The following is a 17466-nucleotide window of genomic DNA, read 5'->3' as shown; positions in this document are numbered from 1 at the left end:
TGTCCCGCGTGCCCGGTATCCCGTCTCACCCCCTCGGGCGCCGCTCACCAGCCCGGCGCCGCGCTCTCCAGCAGCGCCCAGATCTCCTCGCGCGTCTGGCACCCGCGGAGCTGGCGCACGAAGTCGTCGTTGCGCATCGTGCGGACCACCGCCTCGAGCGCCCGCAGGTGGTCGCCGGGGCGGTCCTGCGGGGACACCAGTAGGATGAACACGTACACCGGCTCGCCGTCGAGGCTGTCGAACGGCAGCCCGTCGCGCGACAGGGCCAGGGTGCCGATCAGCCGGTCCGCGGCCGGGTGCCGGGAGTGCGGGATGGCGATGTGCCGCCCGATGCCCGTGGTCCCGAGTTCTTCGCGCCGCAGCACCGCCCGCACGATCTCGTCCACGTCGGACGCGCGAAAGTGGCCCGCGGCGTGCAGCGAACCGACCATCTCGCGGATCACCTGCTCCTTGACGCTGCGGACGGCGGAGGGGTCGCGGTGCCCGCCCGGCGGCGCCGGCGGCGCGGACGCGGCCAAGGCCGGGGTGATCGCGTCGCGGACGATGAAGTTGCACAGGCGCATGTGGACCTCTCCCCTCGTTGTCCGCCCCCCACCGCTCCTGTCGCCGGCGGTGGAGTTCCTCTCCGCGTCGGTACCGCCCGGGCCGCCTCAACGACGCGGCCCGGGCCGCCGGGTCACTTGGACCCGTTGTTCCCGCCGTAGTCCATGTCGCGGCGGTGGTCCTGGATCTTCTCTTTGTAGTGGGTCACCTGTTGTTTCACGTGCGCGGCGGCTTTATTAAAGGCCGCCAGCACGTCTTCCGCGTGGTCGCTCCCCACGAACTCGTGCTTGTGCTCTGCGGTGGCCCGGACCTCGACGCTCATATTCCCGTCGTGGGTGCGGTGTAAGTCGACCGTGATCTCGATCATCGTCAGCCGGCTGAAGAAGTGGAGCAACTTTTCGCCCTTCTCCTTCAGTTGCTGTTGGATGTCGTCCCCCAACTGCCCGTGACGAACGGAAACGGTGACTTGCACGGCGAACCTCGCTCTCAACTGTCGCGCGGCCGACCTCCGGCCGGCGGGACCGCAAACCCAACCGGAACAGGACGTCTCGAAACGTTCCGATCGGAAGATTGTAGCCCACACCGCGGTAAAGATCCAAGTTCGCGGCCCGGAACCGGTCCCGGAAGGCGCAAAACCCGCGCGAACGCGCCGATTCTTCGCCCGCACACGTCTTTCCCGCCGTTACTCCCTGCCGATCCGGACGCGCATCCGCTGCCCGACGAGCAGCCCGCCGGTCGGTTCGTCCAGTGTGACGACGCACTCCAGTGTGCGCACGTCGTTAACCTCGCCCGGCTCGAACAGCACCCCTCGCCGGCGCGACACGAACGCCCCAACCCGCACAACCCGCCCGGTCCAGGTCGGCGCATCTGCTCGCGTCTCATCGGTGACGGTCGCCCGCATCCCGGGCCGCACCCGACCGATGAACTCCTGTTCCAGTTCCGCCCGCACGACGAGTGGGCCGGCCGGGCGGAACAGCAGGGCCGGCGCGCCCCCGCCCGGCAGCACGCTCTCGCCGACCGACACGTTGACACGCAACACGGTTCCCGCCGACGGGGCCACGAGTACACAGTCCCGCACCGCCTGCTCGACCTGGTTCAGCGCGACCCGCGCCTGCACCTTCTTTGCCTCCGCCGCCCGCACCCGGAGCGCCGGGCTCAGTGCGTTGAGTTCGGTGAGCCGGTCGGCTTCAACCGCCTCCAGCCGTTCGAGCTGCCGCACTTCGGCTTCGGCGCGGATGATATCGGCTGCCGTTATCGTCCCGAACGGTTTGGCCGCGCGGAGTTCGTCAAGAAGCCGGCGCGCGGTCGCGGTCCGGTCCTGGGCGGACGCGATGGCGAGCTTCTGGCCGGCGACCCGCTGCGGGTGGAGCTTGGCCTCGGCCCCGGCGGCTTCGATTTCGAGGTCCGCGACGGCGAGCGCGGCTTTCGCCTCCTCGACGCGGAACTTCAGCGATTCGTCGGCCAGCCGGAGCAGCGGCGCGCCCGCGTCAACGGTGAGCCCTTCCGACACGAGCACCTCGGCCACTTTCCCCGGCACCGTTGGGGAAAGTGCGGCCAGGGGGTGCGACCCGTCCACGCGGCCGGTGCACACCACGTCGAGTTCCGAGGACGTGGGTGGGGGCACGCCGGCGTCGGCCTTCGGCCGCGCCAGCCACCACCCCACCGCGACCAGCGGCGCGAGGACGAACAGCACGGCGGTCAGCGAACCGCTCACGGAGAATCGCCCCCCCGGCATGTGTGCCACCTCGCGCGGTTTCAACGTTCTCGGGGCGTTAAGCCGGGGCCACCGTGTAGAACGTGGAACAGAAACTTGAAGCTGCCGCAACTGGTTACGATTGTACTGCGGCGTCCGGCTCGTAGACCAGTTATAACCGTTAACCTCTGTGTGACCACGAGCGCATGGCCGAACCGAACCGGGTGGAGCGCGAGTTCGGGGTGCCGTTCCCCGGCCGCATCTTGGACCCAGACCGCTGGGCGCAGACCGCACTGAAGGCGATGCCGGCGGGGCACCTGGACTGGCCCGCGCTGTTCGGCCGCGCCGCGCCCGTTGTGCTGGACGTCGGGTGCGGGAACGGGCGCTACCTGATCGGCTCGGCGCTGGCGCGGCCGGACCACGACCACCTCGGCGTCGATGTGCTGCCCGTGGTCCTCCGCTACGCCCGCAAGCGCGGCAACCAGCGCGGCCTCGCGAACCTGAAGTTCGCGGTCCTGGGCGGGCGCGAGCTGCTGGCCGACCACGTCGCGCCGCACTCGGTTGCGGAAGTGCATTGCTACCACCCGCAGCCGTACTACGACCCCGCCAAGGTCCACCTGCGCCTCATCACCCCTTCGTTCCTGGCGACGGTTCACCGGGCGCTCGCCCCCGGCGGGCGGTTCGTGATTCAAACCGACAACCCGGGCTACTCGAGGTACATCTGTGCAGTGGTGCCGGTGTTCTTCGAGTTTCAGGAGCTGGAGGGCCGCTGGCCCGACGCGCCCCGCGGCCGCACCCGCCGAGAGATCATTGCGACCCAAAAGAAGCTGCCGGTGTTTCGCGGCGAGGCGGTCCGGAAACCGGACCTGAGCGAGGCCGAGGCGGTCGCGCTGGCGGAATCGCTCCCGGCACCGACGTTCGACGCCGACCGCCGCTTGCGCGACCTCGACCGGCTCGCGTGAACCGCCCCGCTCCGGCAAGCGGACTCATCCGACATGCTCAACCTGACCGACATCCCCCGCCTCGCCCGGAGCGCGTCCCGGCTCGCCGAAATCGCCCGCGTGCTCGCGAAGTACGGGCTGGCCGGTGCGCTCGCGCGGCTCGACTACCGGTTCGTGCGCCGCTGGACCGCGGGCACGGAACTGCACCGCCTTGCGGACCGCCCGCGGGAGGTCCGCATCCGGCTCGTGCTCACCGAGTTGGGCACCACGTTCATCAAGTTCGGGCAGGTGCTCAGCACGCGCCGCGACCTGATCGGCCCGGCGCTCGGGGACGAACTGGCCACACTGCAATCGCGCGTCCCGGCCGACCCGTTCTCGGTCACGCGGGCGACCGTCGAAACCGAACTCCGGCAGCCGCTTGAGGCGCTGTTCGCCGCGTTCGAGCCCGAGCCGCTCGCGTCCGCCAGCATCGGTCAGGTCCACCGCGCCACGCTCCGCGACGGTCGCAGGGTGGCGGTGAAGGTGCAGCACCCCGACATCACGCACCGGGTCGAAAACGATCTCGCGATCCTGGCGGAGCTGGCGGCCCTTGCGGAGGAGTACCTGCCCGAGTTCAAGGCGTACCGCCCGGTGGCGGTGGTCGCGGAGTTCGAGCGGGTGCTCACGCGCGAACTCGATTTTCGCCGCGAGCTGCGCCACCTGCAGCTCTTCCGGCAGGCCTTCGCGCACGACCCCGGGGTCCGCTTTCCGGAGCCGCACCCGTCGCTGTCCAGTGGCCGCGTCCTCACGATGGAGCTGTTCGAGGGGGTGCCGTTCAACCGGCCCGACGAGGTGCGGGCGGCCGGCGGCGACTTCGAGGCGCTCGCGCGGGCCGGGGCGAGAGCGTTCCTCGACATGATCTTCCGCGACGGCCTCTTTCACGCCGACCCGCACCCGGGGAACCTGCTCTACCTCCCCCCGATCGGGAGCCAGCCGGCGGCGATCGGGCTGATCGACGTGGGCATGGTCGGGCGCATCGACGAGCGGCTCCGCGGGATCATCGACCGCGGCGTCGGGGCCGTTCTCATGAAGGATTCCGCGACCGTCACCGAGCTGATCGTGCAGACCGGCGACGTTCCGGCCGGGTTCGATGCGGGGGCGCTCGAGAGCGAGGTGGCCGACCAGCTCGCGTTCTATCACGGGATGCCCCTGGAGCAGTTCGAACTGGGCACCGCTCTGAACGAGCTCACGGACGCGATCCGGCGGTACCACGTGATGCTGCCGGCGCCGCTCGCGCTCTTGCTGCGTGTGCTCGTCATGCTCGAGGGGACGGGGCGGATTCTGGCGCCGGGGTTCAACCTGGTGGAACTGCTCGACCCGTACAAACAGGCCAGCGTGCGGAAGAAGCTCTCCCCGCGGCGGCTGCTGCGCCGGTTCGTCGGGGCGGTGGGGGAGTGGGACGACCTGGTCCGCGGTCTGCCCCGGCAGTTGAGCGGCGTGATGCGAATGGTGCAGCGGCGCGAAATGGGGATCGAGCTGAGCCACCGGCACCTGGAGCCGTCGGTGAACCGGCTGGTGTTCGGGATGATGGTGAGCGCGCTGTTCGTGGGCTCGGCGATGTTGTGGGCGTTCAAGGCCGAGCCGCTGGTCCGCGACGTGTCCGTGTTCGGACTGTTCGGCTGCGCGGTCAGCGCGCTGCTCGGGTACCGCCTGTTCCGCGCGATCCAACACTCGGGCAAGCTCGAAGAGCGCGACCGGAAGGAGTGAGCGGTGCCGCTCCGCCGCCCTCACGTTCTCGTTCCTCAGCCATGCCAGACCGTAACCCGTCGGCTCACGCCGCTTCAGGCGCGGGTTCTGCAAGTCGAGCGGCACCGGCAGAGCCCCGCCAACCGCAACCCGTCGGCTCGCGCCGCTTCAGGCGCGGGGGCGTTTGCCCTTCCGTTTACCTCTTGCGGTGTCACGCGGCGTGCGGATAATTAACACCTCATTCCGACCCGTATCCGCAGCCCCCACGCTATGCGCCACCACCACTTCGTTTTCGCGCTGGTCGCGCTCGCGCCCGCGGTCGCCCGCGCCGTCGAACCCGCCGACCTGAAGCCGGGCCTTGTTACGCGGTACGCGGCGCCCGGGGCGGGGCCGGCGGTTCACCGCCTCGAACCGACCGTGGCCATTTCGCTCAGCGCCGGCGAGCAACCCCACCCGAAGCTGGCGGGCACCGGTTCGATCAACTGGACCGGTTACATCAACATCACCCGGGCTGGTAAGTACACGTTCTCGCCGGTCGTCACCGGTGGGACGCTGGACGTGAAGGTTGGCGGCAAAATGGCCCGGGGGGAGATCTCGCTCGACGGCGGCGTGACCACCCTGGACGTGGTGTTCCGGCGCGAGGACCCCGTCGCGCCGGTGCGCGTGGAACTGTTCTGGCGCGGCCCCGGATTCGTCGATGAGCCGCTGGCGTATCAGTTCCTCGGTCACCTCGCGAAAGACCGCCCCAAAGAGTTCACCGCCGATACCGAACTGGACCACGGGCGGTTCAAGTTCGAGGAACTCGGCTGCGTCAAGTGCCACACGCCCGCCGCGGGCGACACGATGGCCAAGACGCTCGCCGACCGCACCGGCCCGAACCTGACCGACGTGGCCCGGCGCGCCTACCCGGGCTGGATCTACGCCTGGCTCGCGGACCCGACGAAGATCCGTTCCCACACCACGATGCCGAAGAGCTTCGCCCCGGACGAAGCCGGTGCCGCGGAGCGGTACGCGGTCACGCAGTACCTCGTCTCGCTCGCGGGCCAACCGCTCGACGTGTACCGCTTGCCCACGGTCGTGCCGAACGGATTGCGTGAGAGCATGGAGCGCGGGCGGGCGCTCTTCAGCGTGGCCGGGTGCGCCGCCTGCCACTCGGACCCGCTCCCCCGCAAGAAGAAAGACGAAGAGGACGACCGGGAGCCGCTCGCGCCGGTCGATTACGCCTACGGGCTGGGCACGCTGAGCGGTCCGACGCCGAAGTACGCGCTCGGCGGGCTGGGCGGCAAGACGCGGCCCGAGGTGCTCGCCGCGTACCTCCAGAACCCGCTCAAGACGAACCCGCACGGGCGGATGCCGAACCTCAACCTGAGCGGCGGCGAGGCGCTCGACATCGCCCGCTACCTGTGCCGCGTGCCCGACGAGAGCGTCACGCCGGACGCCGTGCCCGTGCCGCAGGTCCGGCCCGCGGCCCTGGCGGCTCAGTTGCTTCCGAACGCCACCGACGCCGAGCTGACAAAATTCAACGGGCTGAAGCCGGAAACGCAGTGGGCCGAGTTGGGCGCCCGGATCGTGCTGGCAAAGGGTTGTGCCAACTGCCACGCCATCGAACCGGGCGGTCAGGCGATCGCTCCCCTCACCACCTTTCCAGGTCTCGAAGCGGTAAAGCGGGCCGGCGCGAAGGGGTGCCTGGACGCCGTTCCCGCTCCCGCGAGAAGGCCGGCTTACGCACTCGATCCCGCGGAGCGCGGCGCCCTCACCGCGTTCGTGCAGAAGGGGCTGACGGGGGCCGGCTCGTCGGCCCCGGTGTACCGCGCCCGCACCGCCCTGCGGCGGTTCAACTGTCTCAACTGCCACCAGCGGGACGGCGAGGGCGGCATCCCGACCGAACTCGCGGACCAGATGCGGCAGCTCGAAAAGGCCGAGAACGCGGACGACGTGCGGCCGCCGGTGCTCACCGGCGTTGGGCACAAGGCCCGCACGAGCTGGCTCAAGTCGGTCCTCACGCAGAGCGGTCGCGCCCGCCCGTGGATGCAGCTCCGGATGCCGCAGTACGGCGAGGGCAACGTCGGGTTCCTGCCGGACGCACTCGCCGCGCTCGAGGGCACCACCCCCGACGATCGCGTTCACGTCGTTCCGGGCACGAGTGCGAAGATCGCCGCGGGCCGCACGATCGTTGGCAAGGGCGGGCTCGGGTGCGTCTCGTGCCACGACATCGGCGGCGTGGCCAACACCGGCACGCGCGGCCCGGATTTGGCCACCATCAACCAGCGGGTGCGGTACGACTGGTACGAGCGCTGGCTCAGCCAGCCCCTGCGGATGGCCCCGGGTACGCGGATGCCGCAGGCCTTCGTGGACGGCAAATCGACGCTCACGACCGCGTTCAACGGCGACCCGAAGCAGCAGGCCGAGGCGATGTGGGCGTACCTGTCGCTGGGGCCGAACCTGGTGCTGCCCGAAGGGCTCGAACCGCCCAAGGGCCTCGTAATCGCGGTTAAGGATCGCGCGGAGGTGCTGCGCACGTTCATGCCGGACGCCGGGAGCAAGGCCATCGCGGTGGGGTACCCGGGGTACGTGTCGGTCGCCTTCAGCGCCGACCAGTGCCGCACGGCCTACGCGTGGAACGGCAACTTCCTCGACGCCTCGCCGGTGTGGAACAACCGCGGCGGGGCGCCCGCGAAGCTGCTCGGTCAGAAGTTCTGGACCGCGCCGGCCGGTCACCCCTGGGGGCTGACCGGCGAGTCGGCCCCGCCACCGGACTTCCTCGGTCGCGCCGCGAACCCGGCGTTCGGGCTGCCGCTGCCGCTCGAACCGGCACGCATCTACGACGGCCCCATGGCGGTCAAGTTCGACGGCTACAGCCTCGACCGGGAGGGGCGCCCGACGTTCCGCTACCGCCTGGACGAGAGCTTTAAGGGGCCGGAACTGGCGGTGACCGAGACCCCGGCCCCGCTGAGAGGGTCGGTCGCAACGGGGCTCGCCCGCACGTTCGAGGTGACGGTCCCCGGGGGCCGCCAAGCCTGGTTCCTGGCGGGACAGGCCGCTAAAGAGCCGCGGGCGGTCGACGGCGCCGGCCAACCGGTCCGGTTGGGTCTGAAGGCCGACGAGGTGAAGCTGCCGGCCGCGGGCGTACGGCTGGTGCTGCCCAGCGGCGACCGTGCGGTGCTGGTCGAGGTTCCCGGCGCGCCCGCCGGTTGCGAGTGGCGGTTCGTTCCTGTGAAGGGCGTGTGGCTCGCGGTGCTGAAGCTCCCGCGGCACAGCGACGAGCGCAAGGTCGCGTTCACGCTGAACCTGTGGGCGCTCCCGAAGGACGACGACGCGCTCATCAAGGAGCTGTTCGCCAAGTAGTGCGTGGCGAGGCGGGGGCGTCCGGCTTCCCCTCCTTTTCTGCGTGCCGGCGTGGCCCGTTCGTTCCGCTCGTCGTATCTGTGGCACAGACAGGAACGCCTCTCCCGCAAGTTCCGCGACCAACGCGCCAGTCGAACACGAAGGCGGCCCGCCCGGGCCGCCGTTTCCGCGTCAGGGGACCCGCATGATTGCGCCCGCGCCGACCGCGAACGCTGACCCGGACACGCCACCGGCACCGCCCGAAATCGACCTGCCGCCGACGCCGTGGAGTTGGCGCATCGCCCTTGTTGTGGCGTTGTGCGCGGTCGGCGCGTTGGCCTACCTTGGTAGTTCGGCGCTCACCGCTCAGCCGCAGGTTGCGTACCGAATCCAGGCCGGGTGCGGGGTCGTATTCTTTCTCGGGCTCACGGCGCTGTTCTCGAAAAGCCTCCAGTCTGTGAGTCGCAAAACCCTCCTGTGGGGCCTGGTGCTCCAGTTCGCACTCGCGGTGCTGGTGCTGTATTCGGAACACGCGCAGCTCCTGCTCCGCCGGGTCGGCGACGGCATTGGCGCGCTGATTGACGCGTCGGACAAGGGCGCGGAGTTCGTGTTCGGCGATCTCGCGAAGGAGAAGGGGAAAGCCGGGTTCGTGTTCGCGTTCCGGGTGCTCCCGCCGATCATCTTCGTGTCGTCGTTCTTCAGTGTGCTGTACTACCTGGGAGTACTCCAGCTCTTCGTGCGCCTCATGGCGCGGGTGATGATGTACCTGATGGGGACCAGCGGCGCGGAGACGCTCTCGGTGTCCGCAAACGTGTTTATGGGGCAGACGGAGGCGCCCCTGATTGTAAAGCCGTTCGTTCCGCGGATGACGCGTTCCGAACTGCTCGCGCTGATGGGCAGCGGGATGGCGCACATCTCCGGCGGGATGATGGCGGTGTACATCGGTTACGGCGCTGACAAAGTCGCCATCCTCTGCACGTGCGTCATGGCGTGCCCGTGCAGTCTGTACCTGACGAAGCTTTTGTACCCCGAGGCCGGAACGCCCGCGACCGCGGGTGCGGCCCCGATTGCGGTCGAGACGCCGTACGTGAACGTAATCGATGCCGCCGCGGCCGGGGTGAAAGACGGGGTGGTGCTCGCGATCAACGTCGCCGCCATGCTGATCGCGTTCACCGCGTTCATCGCGCTGTTCGACATCGTTTTGGGGCAGTTCTATCCCGGCCTGACGCTCGACCGGATATTCGGGACGCTCTTCGCACCGGTCGCGTACCTGCTCGGTGTCCCGCTCGAGGATTGCGATAAGGTGGGGAACCTGCTCGGGCTCAAGCTCGCGGTAAACGAACACTTCGCGTACCTGAAGTTCAAAGAGTGGAACGAGACCGGCGCCGTGGTGCTTCAGGGCCGGTCGAAAATGCTCGCGGTGTACGCGCTGACGGGGTTCGCGAACTTCGCCTCCGTGGGCATTCAGCTCGGGGGCATCGGCGCGATGGCCCCGGGGCGCCGTGCGGACCTCGCGAAGTTGGGCATGAAGGCACTGTTCATCGGGTTCTTGGCCACACTGCTGAACGCCGCCGTTGCCGGGTTACTGGTGGACCAGCGGTGAGCGGCCGGCCCCGCGGGACGCGGGCGTCAACCCGGCAGTGCGGCACCGAAGAACCGCAGCCAGTTGGCGTAAAAGATGCCGTCGATGTCTGCCGCGCTGTACCCGCGGCGCGACAAGATGTCCTCGAGCTTGTGGACGTCGGTGATGGTGTCCAGGTCGCGCGGGGTTTGCTCGGTGCCGAACCCGCCGTCGAGGTCGGTCCCCAGAGCGACGTGGCGCGCGTTGCCCGCGAACTGGCAGATCCGGTCCATGTGGTCCACGATCGCCTCCAGCCCCACCACCTCGGGCCGCGTCTTCCCGCGCTCCCACCCGGGGACCATCATCCACGCGTCGAATGCCGACCCGATCACCGCACCGCGCTTGATGAGTTCCTTTACCTGCTCGTCGGTCAACTGCCGGTCGCCGGGCACCAGCGACCGCAAGTTGTGGTGGCTCGCGAGCATCGGGCCGTCGTACACGTCCATCGCGGTCCAGAATGACTGGTCGGAGAGGTGCGTCACGTCCAGGATCATCCCCACCTTCATGAACTCCTTCAGGAGCTGCACTCCGGCCGGTGTCATCGGGCCGTCTACTGCGGTGCCGAAGGCGTACTGGCCGCGCCCGTAGTGGGCCGGGCCGACCGCGCGCAGCCCCAGCCCGAACCAGTGCGCCACCTGGTCCGGGGTGACGATCGGGTCCGCCCCTTCCATGCTCAGGATGATCCCGAGCGGGGTGGCGTCGGGGGCGGCCTCCCACGCGGCCCAGTGGGCGGCCAGTTCGCCGCGGGTGTGGATGAACTTCAGGTGCCCCTGGGCTTCGAGCAGCCGGTAGTAACCCAGCGAGCCGAAACAGTGGGCGTAGGCGATTTGCTGCGTGGCGTAGTCGATGTCGCCGCGCTTGAACCCCCAGCGCTGGGCGGCGTCCGGGCCGCTGCGGGCCAGCAGCGTGGCCACACACACGGGCACCTTGCACCGCTTGAGCTCCGGGAAGGTCACGGTGCCGCGTCCGCGGCCGGCCACGTCCGTAAAGCTCTGCTCCACCGCCCGCAGCTCGGCGACGGTGAGTTGCAGGTTGCGGTTGTAGTTGAGCGCGTTGAGCGCGAGGTCGAGGTGGGCGTCGATCATCGGGCGCATAGCGGTGCTCGTAATGTGCGGTGTGGGGTAGGAGTGTGAGGAGATGGAGTTAGGTGTAGCGGTGTGTGGGCCGAACTGTAGCCCGGAGACGCGCGCCGGGGCGCGTTTGGCGCCGGCCGCAGCGGAACATCCCGAGCGCCAACGGCGACATCAATCGTCGGAGGCGTTCACGTAACCGCCGTCGCGCAGCGCGCGGCGGGCCATCAGGTCGGACTTCTGCCGCCGGCAACTTGTTCCCGTCGCCGCTTCGAGCCGGTCCCAGTACGCGATCGCGCGGTCGAACATCTCGGGCCGGTCCCGGCCGAGCTTCTCGCACACCTGCGCCAGCGTTTCCAGCACCCACGGGTCTTGCGTGCTGCGTGCCTGGGCCAGCTTCTCGATGTGGCGCAGCGGGCGGTAACACAGGTCGATCATCCCGACCGATTCGTACAGCCGGTACAGCTCGCGGAGCAACTCGGGGCTGTCGGATCGGTTACGAACGGCGCGGTCGAGGACGCCGAACGCTTCGGCGAGCCGGCCGGAGGTGCGCAGGCTCCGCGCCATCGTTGTTTCGGGCGTGTCGAGCCAGAACCGGCGCAGCCGGTCACGCTGCGCGCCGAGCCAACTCCCCAGCCCGCTTTTCGGCGGCTCGGTGGGTGGGGGCTGGCGCTTCAGCCACGCTTCCAGCTCCTGCCCGGCGGCGTGGAGGGCGAGGAGGTCCGGACCGGCGTCCGGGTCGCGCGGGGTGGGCGTGTCGGTCGCTTCTGGCGTGTCGGTGGCGATCGAGGAGCTGAGCGGAACTCGCTCCCGCGAACCGGTCGGCGCGGGCGCGAGGGCGGCCTGCTCCGCCGTACTCGGCTTGATTTCGAGCCGCACCACCAGCGGGCCGACGAGCAACTCGTCGCCGTCCGCGATGCGGGCGAAGGTGAACACGGCTTTGCGGTTCCGGCCGATCGCCTTCTTAGAGAGGTTGTGAACGTACCAGCACCCGTCACGAGGGGCGAGCAGCGCGCCCAGGCGCGACAGGCGCGTGTCCGCGAGCTGGACGTGACAGTACGCGAGCCGCCCGAACAGCAGGTTGTGATCGACCGCCCGGCACTCCTCCATTCCGTCCGGGTTGGTGACGTACGCAAAACACGCGGGGGCGATGTCGTCCGCTTCCGCGCGCCTCGGATCAGTTGACGGGATCAGGATCGTGAACCGGTCGTCTCCGACGCCGAGCAGGTCACCCTTTTGGGGGATCACGCACTGGCCCGCGTGGAGCGGGCGGCGGTTGTAGGTCACGTCCTGGTCGGACAGGGCGTACAGCGCCCAGCCGGTCGGGTAGCAGGCGACCAGCGCGCCGAGGTACGGACCCGTTTCGGTCACGACGGTCGCGTGTTCGGCGGAACCGATCAGCGTGCGCTCGCGGTGCGCCTTGACGGTGTCGCCGGTGAGCACGTTTTGCAGGTGAAGGTCCATACCGTCGGTCCGGTCGGGCGAACGGAGGAGCGTTGCGGGTGCGGCGGCGGAGGTGAACCGACCCGCAACAGTATATCTCAAATACCTCGCGCCGGGACAGAACTTCAACGCACGGCCAGAAAAATGCAACCGCCGACAAGGACCAGCAGCAGGAGCAAGACGGTCGGCCGCGTGAGAAGGACCGCAACTCGTTCCGTGATCGAGGGTTCGTGCCCCGGCGTCGGGCGCATGAGGGCGGGCAGGAACAGGCGCTCGAAAACCGACAGCACCGGCCCGCACACGCGATCGAGCGCCCCGTGTTCTTCTGGTTCTGAGATGCGCACGGTGCGGGCGCCGGCGTTTGGGGGCGCGAGCGGCGCGGGCTTTTTCGGTTTTCGCGCCGGCGGGGCGGCAGCCGCTTCGGACGGGAGTAGCCGCGCGAACGCCTCGCTCAACTCCGCGGCGGTGCCGCGGTCGGCGGGGCGCTTCGCCATGAGCGTCTGAATCAGCGCATCCAGGGCTTTAGGGACATCCGGGTTGTGTTCGCGCGCGGAGGGCACGGGCGCGCGGGTGTGCGCTTTCATGAACTCGATGGCGTCCCGGCCCTCAATGATGTACGGGGCGCGGCCGGTGAGCAGGAAGAACAGGGTTCCCCCGAGCGCGTACAGGTCCGACTCCGGCACTACCCGCTCGCGCCACTGCTCCGGCGGGGCGTACTCGCGGGTGCCCACGAACATGCGCTTCGCGCCCTCGTTTTGCGGCTGTGCGGTGGCGCTGACGGCGCCGAAATCGAGCAACTTCGCGGCGGTGTCCCCCGGCCGGGTGCCGGCTTCCGGCGGCGGGCCGAGCGCGATCACGTTCGCGGGTTTCACGTCGCGGTGAACGAACCCGCTCTGGTGGATCGCCGCCAGCCCGCCGAGCAGGTCGATCGTCCACTTCACCACGAACGGCCACGGGATCGGCCCGGACCACCGCACGAGGCGGTTGAGGTCCGAACCGTCCACGAACTCCATCGCGATCAGGTACTCGTTGGTGGGGCGGTTGTGCTCGTCGCGGACCCGCTCGTAAAGGTGGAACCGGGCGATGGTGGGGTGCTGGACACGCATCATCGCCCGGGCCTCTTGCTCGAACCGCGCCCGGCTGGTGTCGGTCTCGCGGGTGAGGGTCTTGATGGCGACGAACCGCGCCGGGTTCAGTTGCCGCCCGCGGAACACCTGCCCCTGCCCGCCCGCGCCGAGTTGCTCCAGCAAAAGGAACTGGTTCACCGCGAGCTGCGGCGCGAGCGGCGCGTCGTCCCCGTCGAGCCAGGCCTCAACGACCGCCCGCTGGTAGTCGGTGAGCCCCGGCGGCGGTTCCGGGCCTTCGTCCTCGCTCCACCACTCGGGCGGCTGCGCCGTCAGTTCGTCGAGCAGAGCGGCGGTGATGCCGCCGGCGGCGCGGGCGGCTTTGTCCCACCGCGCGCGGGACACCACCCGGCACCTGATGAGGACGTTCGCGAGGTCGGAGAGGGTTGGCATTCGTTCCGCCGGACCGGTGATCGAACGGGTCGCAAGGGTTATTCTGGTACCTGCGGTGTCGCGCCGCCAGCGCGGCGTTACTGTCCGTAATCGCGACAGTCGCCGGCCCAATGAACGGCTAACGCCGTACTGTTCGGTGGAGCACCTGGTACATTTGGTATTTACCGACTCCCCTTCCTCTGCGCGGCATTTCTGGGCGTCTGTATTGCGCCGTGGTTGGGGACTGGTGCCGGCGGCCGTTGGCAACATCGGAACTGCTTTTTCAGGCTTTCAGGTGTAAGGCGTTTTTCGGTAATATATTGCGGTACCACATGTGAACGTCGCTGGGAACACATGCCGTCAACTTTGATGGCGGCCATTCCGGGTTTGAGGGTGCGATTCGTTGGTAGCGACCACCCAGCGAACCGGTAGCGAACGGCCCGTTCGCCGGTAGCAGTCGGGCGCCCGCTCGGACCTCGTGACCGAACAAACGGAACGGGGTCACTCGCCCCGAATCCTCATTACGGTACACGCTACGGCACTTGGATCAAATGTCGGTACGGTATTATGCCGTTGTCACGTGGGTGTTGAAATCGTTACTTCCGGCGGGCCGGGCCGCGACTGTTGTGGGCGTCGGAAACCGGCCGCAGTTGATCGTCTTGCGGGCGACCCGTTGCGCCTCACCGCTCGGACGAGCTGCGGCCACGTTAGTGCCCCGCAGTTAACGCCCGACAAGAGGATCGGTTTGTGGTTCGCGGCGTTTCCACGTCCCTGGCCGCCGCGCGGGTTCCGATCGCGAGCTATTTATTTTTGTATCGCTTTGATCGAATCGCACGTTCATAGGCATCAATTTCAGCGGAGCCGTCAAGATGCCCCTCGCGCTGCTCCTGCTGATCGGACTCGAGCCGCCGGGGCCGGCCCCGCTCACGCAGGTGGCCGACGTTCGCGCGCTGAGCAAAGCGGACGCCGCGGAACGACGCCCGGTCGAGCTGACGGTTGCTGTTACGTTTGTGAACCGGCACCTTCGCGACTTTTTCGTTCAGGACGTTACGGCGGGCGTGTACGTGGAAGAGTCCCCGCTGGCGCTCGGGCTCGCGCCGGGGGACCGGGTGATCCTGACCGGGTTCACCGCCCCGGGGACCTTTGCACCGGCGGTTGTGGCGACCGGGGTGCGCAAAATCGGCTCGGCCGAGTTCCCCGCGCCGGAGCTGCACAACCTCGATCCCGACGACAACCGGTGGCTCGACGCCCGGTACGTCGAGGGGCGGGTGTACGTGCAGCGGTACCAGTACAACGGCGTCCGCGTGCTCTTTTCGGTCGCGACCGCCAAGGGGACGGCCGTGATCAACGTGCCCGACAACGGGCTGAACCTGAGCCGGGCCGCGGCGCTCGTCGGTTCGGTCGTTCGGTTCCGCGGCGTCTGCAACTCCCCGCGCCACGACCCGAACACCGGAACGGCGTCGGCGGTCGGGCGGTTCCTGGTCGCATCGCTCGACGACATCGAACCGCTCCCGGAGTCGAACGGTTCGACGGCGCCGATCCCGATCGCGAACGTGCACCGCGGGTTCGTGACCGGGCCGGCCCCGTTCGCGCGCCCGGTCGCGGTCCGCGGGGTCGTGACCTACGCGCTGGAGAAGAACAAGGTTCAAGAGATCGCCGTGCAAGACGACACGGGCGCGGCGCTCGTTTACCCGAGCGAGCCGACGGATCTGCGCGTCGGAGCGGCTGTTCTGGTGCGGGGGTACAGCTCACCCCGGTCGAGCGCGATTCGGCTCGAGCACGCCGTCGTTTCGTTGGCGGGGCCGCCCCGGACCGCCCCGGCGCCGTTCCCGACCAGTGCGGACCAGATCCTTCGCGACGCGAGGTGGGGGCGGCTGGTTGAAGTCGCGGGCGAGGTGCGCGCCGCCGCCGCCGAGCGGGACGGCGAGTGGCTCGTCACCTGCACCGACATGGGGCGGCAGTTCGTCGTCGCCTACTCCGGCCCGGACGGGGCCGCGCTGGGGGACCTCGAACCCGGGACGCAGGTCACCATCACGGGCGTCGTCTTCCCGGTGGCCGCGCAGCAAGAAGGGGACGCGTTGTGCATCCGGATCAACAGCCCCGAAGACGTTTTCGTGCGGAGCCGGCCGCCTCCGCCGCCGCCGGAGAGCTGGTGGACCGCCCGGCGCGTGACCCGGCTGCTCGTCGGGGTCGGTGTGGCCGGGCTACTCGTCGGCGGATGGATCCTCACGCTGCGGCGCCAGGTCCGGCGCCAGGCCGCCGAGATCCGCGCCCGCTACGAGCGCGAGGCCGAGCTGAGCCGCTCGCTCCAGGAGTCCCGGCGGCTCGAGGCGCTCGGCCGGCTCGTCGGCGGGATTGCGCACGACTTCAACAACCTGCTCACCGTCATCCTCGGCTCCGGGCAACTGGTGCGCGACCTGGTGCCCGCGGCGTCCCCGGCCGACGAGCTGCTGCGCACCGTGATCCAGGCCGGCGAGCGCGGGGCCGACCTGACCGGCCAGCTGCTCACGTTCTCGCGCCGCAACCCGATCGCGCTGGAGCCGATGGACCTCAACGAGGTGCTCCAAGAGATCGAGAAGCTGGTCCGCCCGGCGGTCGGGGACGGCGTCCGGGTCGTGACCGATTACGCGCCGGACCTGCCCCCGGTGCGGGCGGACCGGGGGGTGCTGACGCAGCTCGTGCTGAACCTGGCCACGAACGCGCGGGACGCGATGGACGGGGCCGGTGAACTGGGCCTGCGCACCCGCTGCGTCGCGGTCGCCGGCCGCCCCGTCGCGCGGCTGGTCGTGTCGGACAACGGGTGCGGCATGGACGACGCGACCAAGGCCCGGGTGTTCGAGCCGTTCTTCACCACGAAGCCCGTCGGGAAGGGGACGGGGCTGGGGCTGGCGACCGTGTACGGGATCGTTAACGGCCTGGGCGGCACGATCGCGCTCGAATCGGCGGTGGGGCAGGGGACCACGTTCTCGATCGACCTGCCCGGGGACCGCAGCGCGGGAAACAGAGCGGCGCGTGCGACCCCGGGCCGGCCCCGGCCGGCGCCCGCGGTCGGGCCGGTGCTCCTCGTGGACGACGACCCGTCGGTCCGCGCGACGACCGCCGCGATCCTCCGGTACGCCGGGGTCATTGTTGTTGAAGCCGATGCGCCCGGCGCGGCCCTCGATCTGATCCGGCACGCCAGCGAACCGTTTGCCGTTCTGATCACCGACATCGTCATGCCCGAACTGAGCGGGCCGCAACTGGCGGAACAGGTCCGCCTCCGGTGCCCGGACATCCGGGTGCTGTTCATTTCCGGCTACCCGCGCGAGGAGCTGCCCCAGAACACGATGCCGCGCGAAGGGGACCGGTTCTTGCACAAGCCGTTCGCGGCGGTCCAGCTTTTGGTGGAGTTGCAGGCGCTGTGTGCGGGCTCCTCAGCCGTGCCGGTGGCCGAGTCGCAGCCGTTCGAGGTTCCGCGGTAAGAGGTGCCCCCCGGAGTCAGCGGCCGCGCGGGCCTGGCAAGCCCTTGACCGGCGAGCGCGAGAAGCGCGGCGAACAGAAGACGGGACATCAACGGCCCGCGTGATCGGGTGTCATCCGAAGCACAGTATAGGCGGCGCGTGGGGGCTCC

General features: G+C 69.5%; 11 protein-coding genes. 5 read left to right on the top strand and 6 right to left on the bottom strand.

The window, feature by feature from the left end; translation table 11 throughout:
• Positions 1 to 44: 44 nt before the first annotated feature.
• The 3 genes from GobsT_RS24315 to GobsT_RS24305 form a co-directional block, all read right to left on the bottom strand.
• A complete protein-coding gene (locus tag GobsT_RS24315; RefSeq protein WP_010042186.1) occupies positions 45 to 563 on the bottom strand; it encodes a PTS sugar transporter subunit IIA in 519 nt (172 codons plus the stop codon).
• A 113-nt stretch (positions 564 to 676) separates the two neighbouring features.
• Positions 677 to 1015 (bottom strand): ribosome hibernation-promoting factor, HPF/YfiA family, encoded by a 339-nt coding sequence (gene hpf, locus GobsT_RS38105; protein ID WP_010042187.1) that lies wholly within the window; start codon positions 1013 to 1015, stop codon positions 677 to 679.
• Positions 1016 to 1225: 210 nt separating this feature from the next.
• Entirely contained in the window at positions 1226 to 2278 is a 1053-nt protein-coding gene (locus GobsT_RS24305) for an HlyD family secretion protein (RefSeq protein ID WP_010042188.1), read from the bottom strand.
• Between the two features lie 164 nt (positions 2279 to 2442).
• Here GobsT_RS24305 and trmB point away from each other — a divergent pair, with 164 nt between their 5' ends.
• From trmB to GobsT_RS24285, 4 genes are all read left to right on the top strand, one after another.
• Complete coding sequence (gene trmB, locus GobsT_RS24300; RefSeq protein ID WP_010042189.1) at positions 2443 to 3198, top strand: tRNA (guanine(46)-N(7))-methyltransferase TrmB; 756 nt, start codon at positions 2443 to 2445, stop codon at positions 3196 to 3198.
• A gap of 33 nt (positions 3199 to 3231) precedes the next feature.
• On the top strand, positions 3232 to 4923 hold the full coding sequence (locus GobsT_RS24295; protein WP_010042192.1) for an ABC1 kinase family protein: 1692 nt from the start codon (positions 3232 to 3234) through the stop codon (positions 4921 to 4923).
• Between the two features lie 249 nt (positions 4924 to 5172).
• A complete protein-coding gene (locus tag GobsT_RS24290; protein ID WP_010042194.1) occupies positions 5173 to 8247 on the top strand; it encodes a PA14 domain-containing protein in 3075 nt (1024 codons plus the stop codon).
• A 184-nt stretch (positions 8248 to 8431) separates the two neighbouring features.
• Positions 8432 to 9829 (top strand): NupC/NupG family nucleoside CNT transporter, encoded by a 1398-nt coding sequence (locus tag GobsT_RS24285; protein WP_010042196.1) that lies wholly within the window; start codon positions 8432 to 8434, stop codon positions 9827 to 9829.
• A 26-nt stretch (positions 9830 to 9855) separates the two neighbouring features.
• Here GobsT_RS24285 and GobsT_RS24280 read toward each other — a convergent pair whose 3' ends face one another.
• The 3 genes from GobsT_RS24280 to GobsT_RS24270 all read right to left on the bottom strand — a co-directional run bounded on the left by GobsT_RS24280 (position 9856) and on the right by GobsT_RS24270 (position 13877).
• A complete protein-coding gene (locus GobsT_RS24280; protein ID WP_010042198.1) occupies positions 9856 to 10941 on the bottom strand; it encodes a dipeptidase in 1086 nt (361 codons plus the stop codon).
• 150 nt (positions 10942 to 11091) lie between these two features.
• Positions 11092 to 12381, bottom strand: a complete 1290-nt coding sequence (locus GobsT_RS24275; protein WP_010042200.1) for a hypothetical protein — start codon at positions 12379 to 12381, stop codon at positions 11092 to 11094.
• A gap of 104 nt (positions 12382 to 12485) precedes the next feature.
• Positions 12486 to 13877 carry a serine/threonine-protein kinase gene (locus GobsT_RS24270; protein ID WP_010042202.1) on the bottom strand — a complete coding sequence of 464 codons (1392 nt, stop codon included), beginning with the start codon at positions 13875 to 13877 and terminating at the stop codon, positions 12486 to 12488.
• Positions 13878 to 14725: 848 nt separating this feature from the next.
• Here GobsT_RS24270 and GobsT_RS24265 point away from each other — a divergent pair.
• On the top strand, positions 14726 to 17317 hold the full coding sequence (locus tag GobsT_RS24265) for a hybrid sensor histidine kinase/response regulator (RefSeq protein WP_010042205.1): 2592 nt from the start codon (positions 14726 to 14728) through the stop codon (positions 17315 to 17317).
• Positions 17318 to 17466: the final 149 nt, after the last annotated feature.

This window comes from Gemmata obscuriglobus (assembly GCF_008065095.1).
Lineage (GTDB): Bacteria > Planctomycetota > Planctomycetia > Gemmatales > Gemmataceae > Gemmata > Gemmata obscuriglobus.
The sequence above is the reverse complement of the archived record's forward strand: the minus strand, read 5'-3'. Positions and strand labels throughout refer to the sequence as shown.

Coding starts and splice junctions, on each gene's coding strand:
- GobsT_RS24315 (WP_010042186.1), bottom strand. CDS start 563: ATGCGCCTGTGCAACTTCATCGTCCGCGACGCGATCACCCCGGCCTTG.
- GobsT_RS24305 (WP_010042188.1), bottom strand. CDS start 2,278: ATGCCGGGGGGGCGATTCTCCGTGAGCGGTTCGCTGACCGCCGTGCTG.
- trmB (WP_010042189.1), top strand. CDS start 2,443: ATGGCCGAACCGAACCGGGTGGAGCGCGAGTTCGGGGTGCCGTTCCCC.
- GobsT_RS24295 (WP_010042192.1), top strand. CDS start 3,232: ATGCTCAACCTGACCGACATCCCCCGCCTCGCCCGGAGCGCGTCCCGG.
- GobsT_RS24290 (WP_010042194.1), top strand. CDS start 5,173: ATGCGCCACCACCACTTCGTTTTCGCGCTGGTCGCGCTCGCGCCCGCG.
- GobsT_RS24285 (WP_010042196.1), top strand. CDS start 8,432: ATGATTGCGCCCGCGCCGACCGCGAACGCTGACCCGGACACGCCACCG.
- GobsT_RS24280 (WP_010042198.1), bottom strand. CDS start 10,941: ATGCGCCCGATGATCGACGCCCACCTCGACCTCGCGCTCAACGCGCTC.
- GobsT_RS24275 (WP_010042200.1), bottom strand. CDS start 12,381: ATGGACCTTCACCTGCAAAACGTGCTCACCGGCGACACCGTCAAGGCG.
- GobsT_RS24270 (WP_010042202.1), bottom strand. CDS start 13,877: ATGCCAACCCTCTCCGACCTCGCGAACGTCCTCATCAGGTGCCGGGTG.
- GobsT_RS24265 (WP_010042205.1), top strand. CDS start 14,726: ATGCCCCTCGCGCTGCTCCTGCTGATCGGACTCGAGCCGCCGGGGCCG.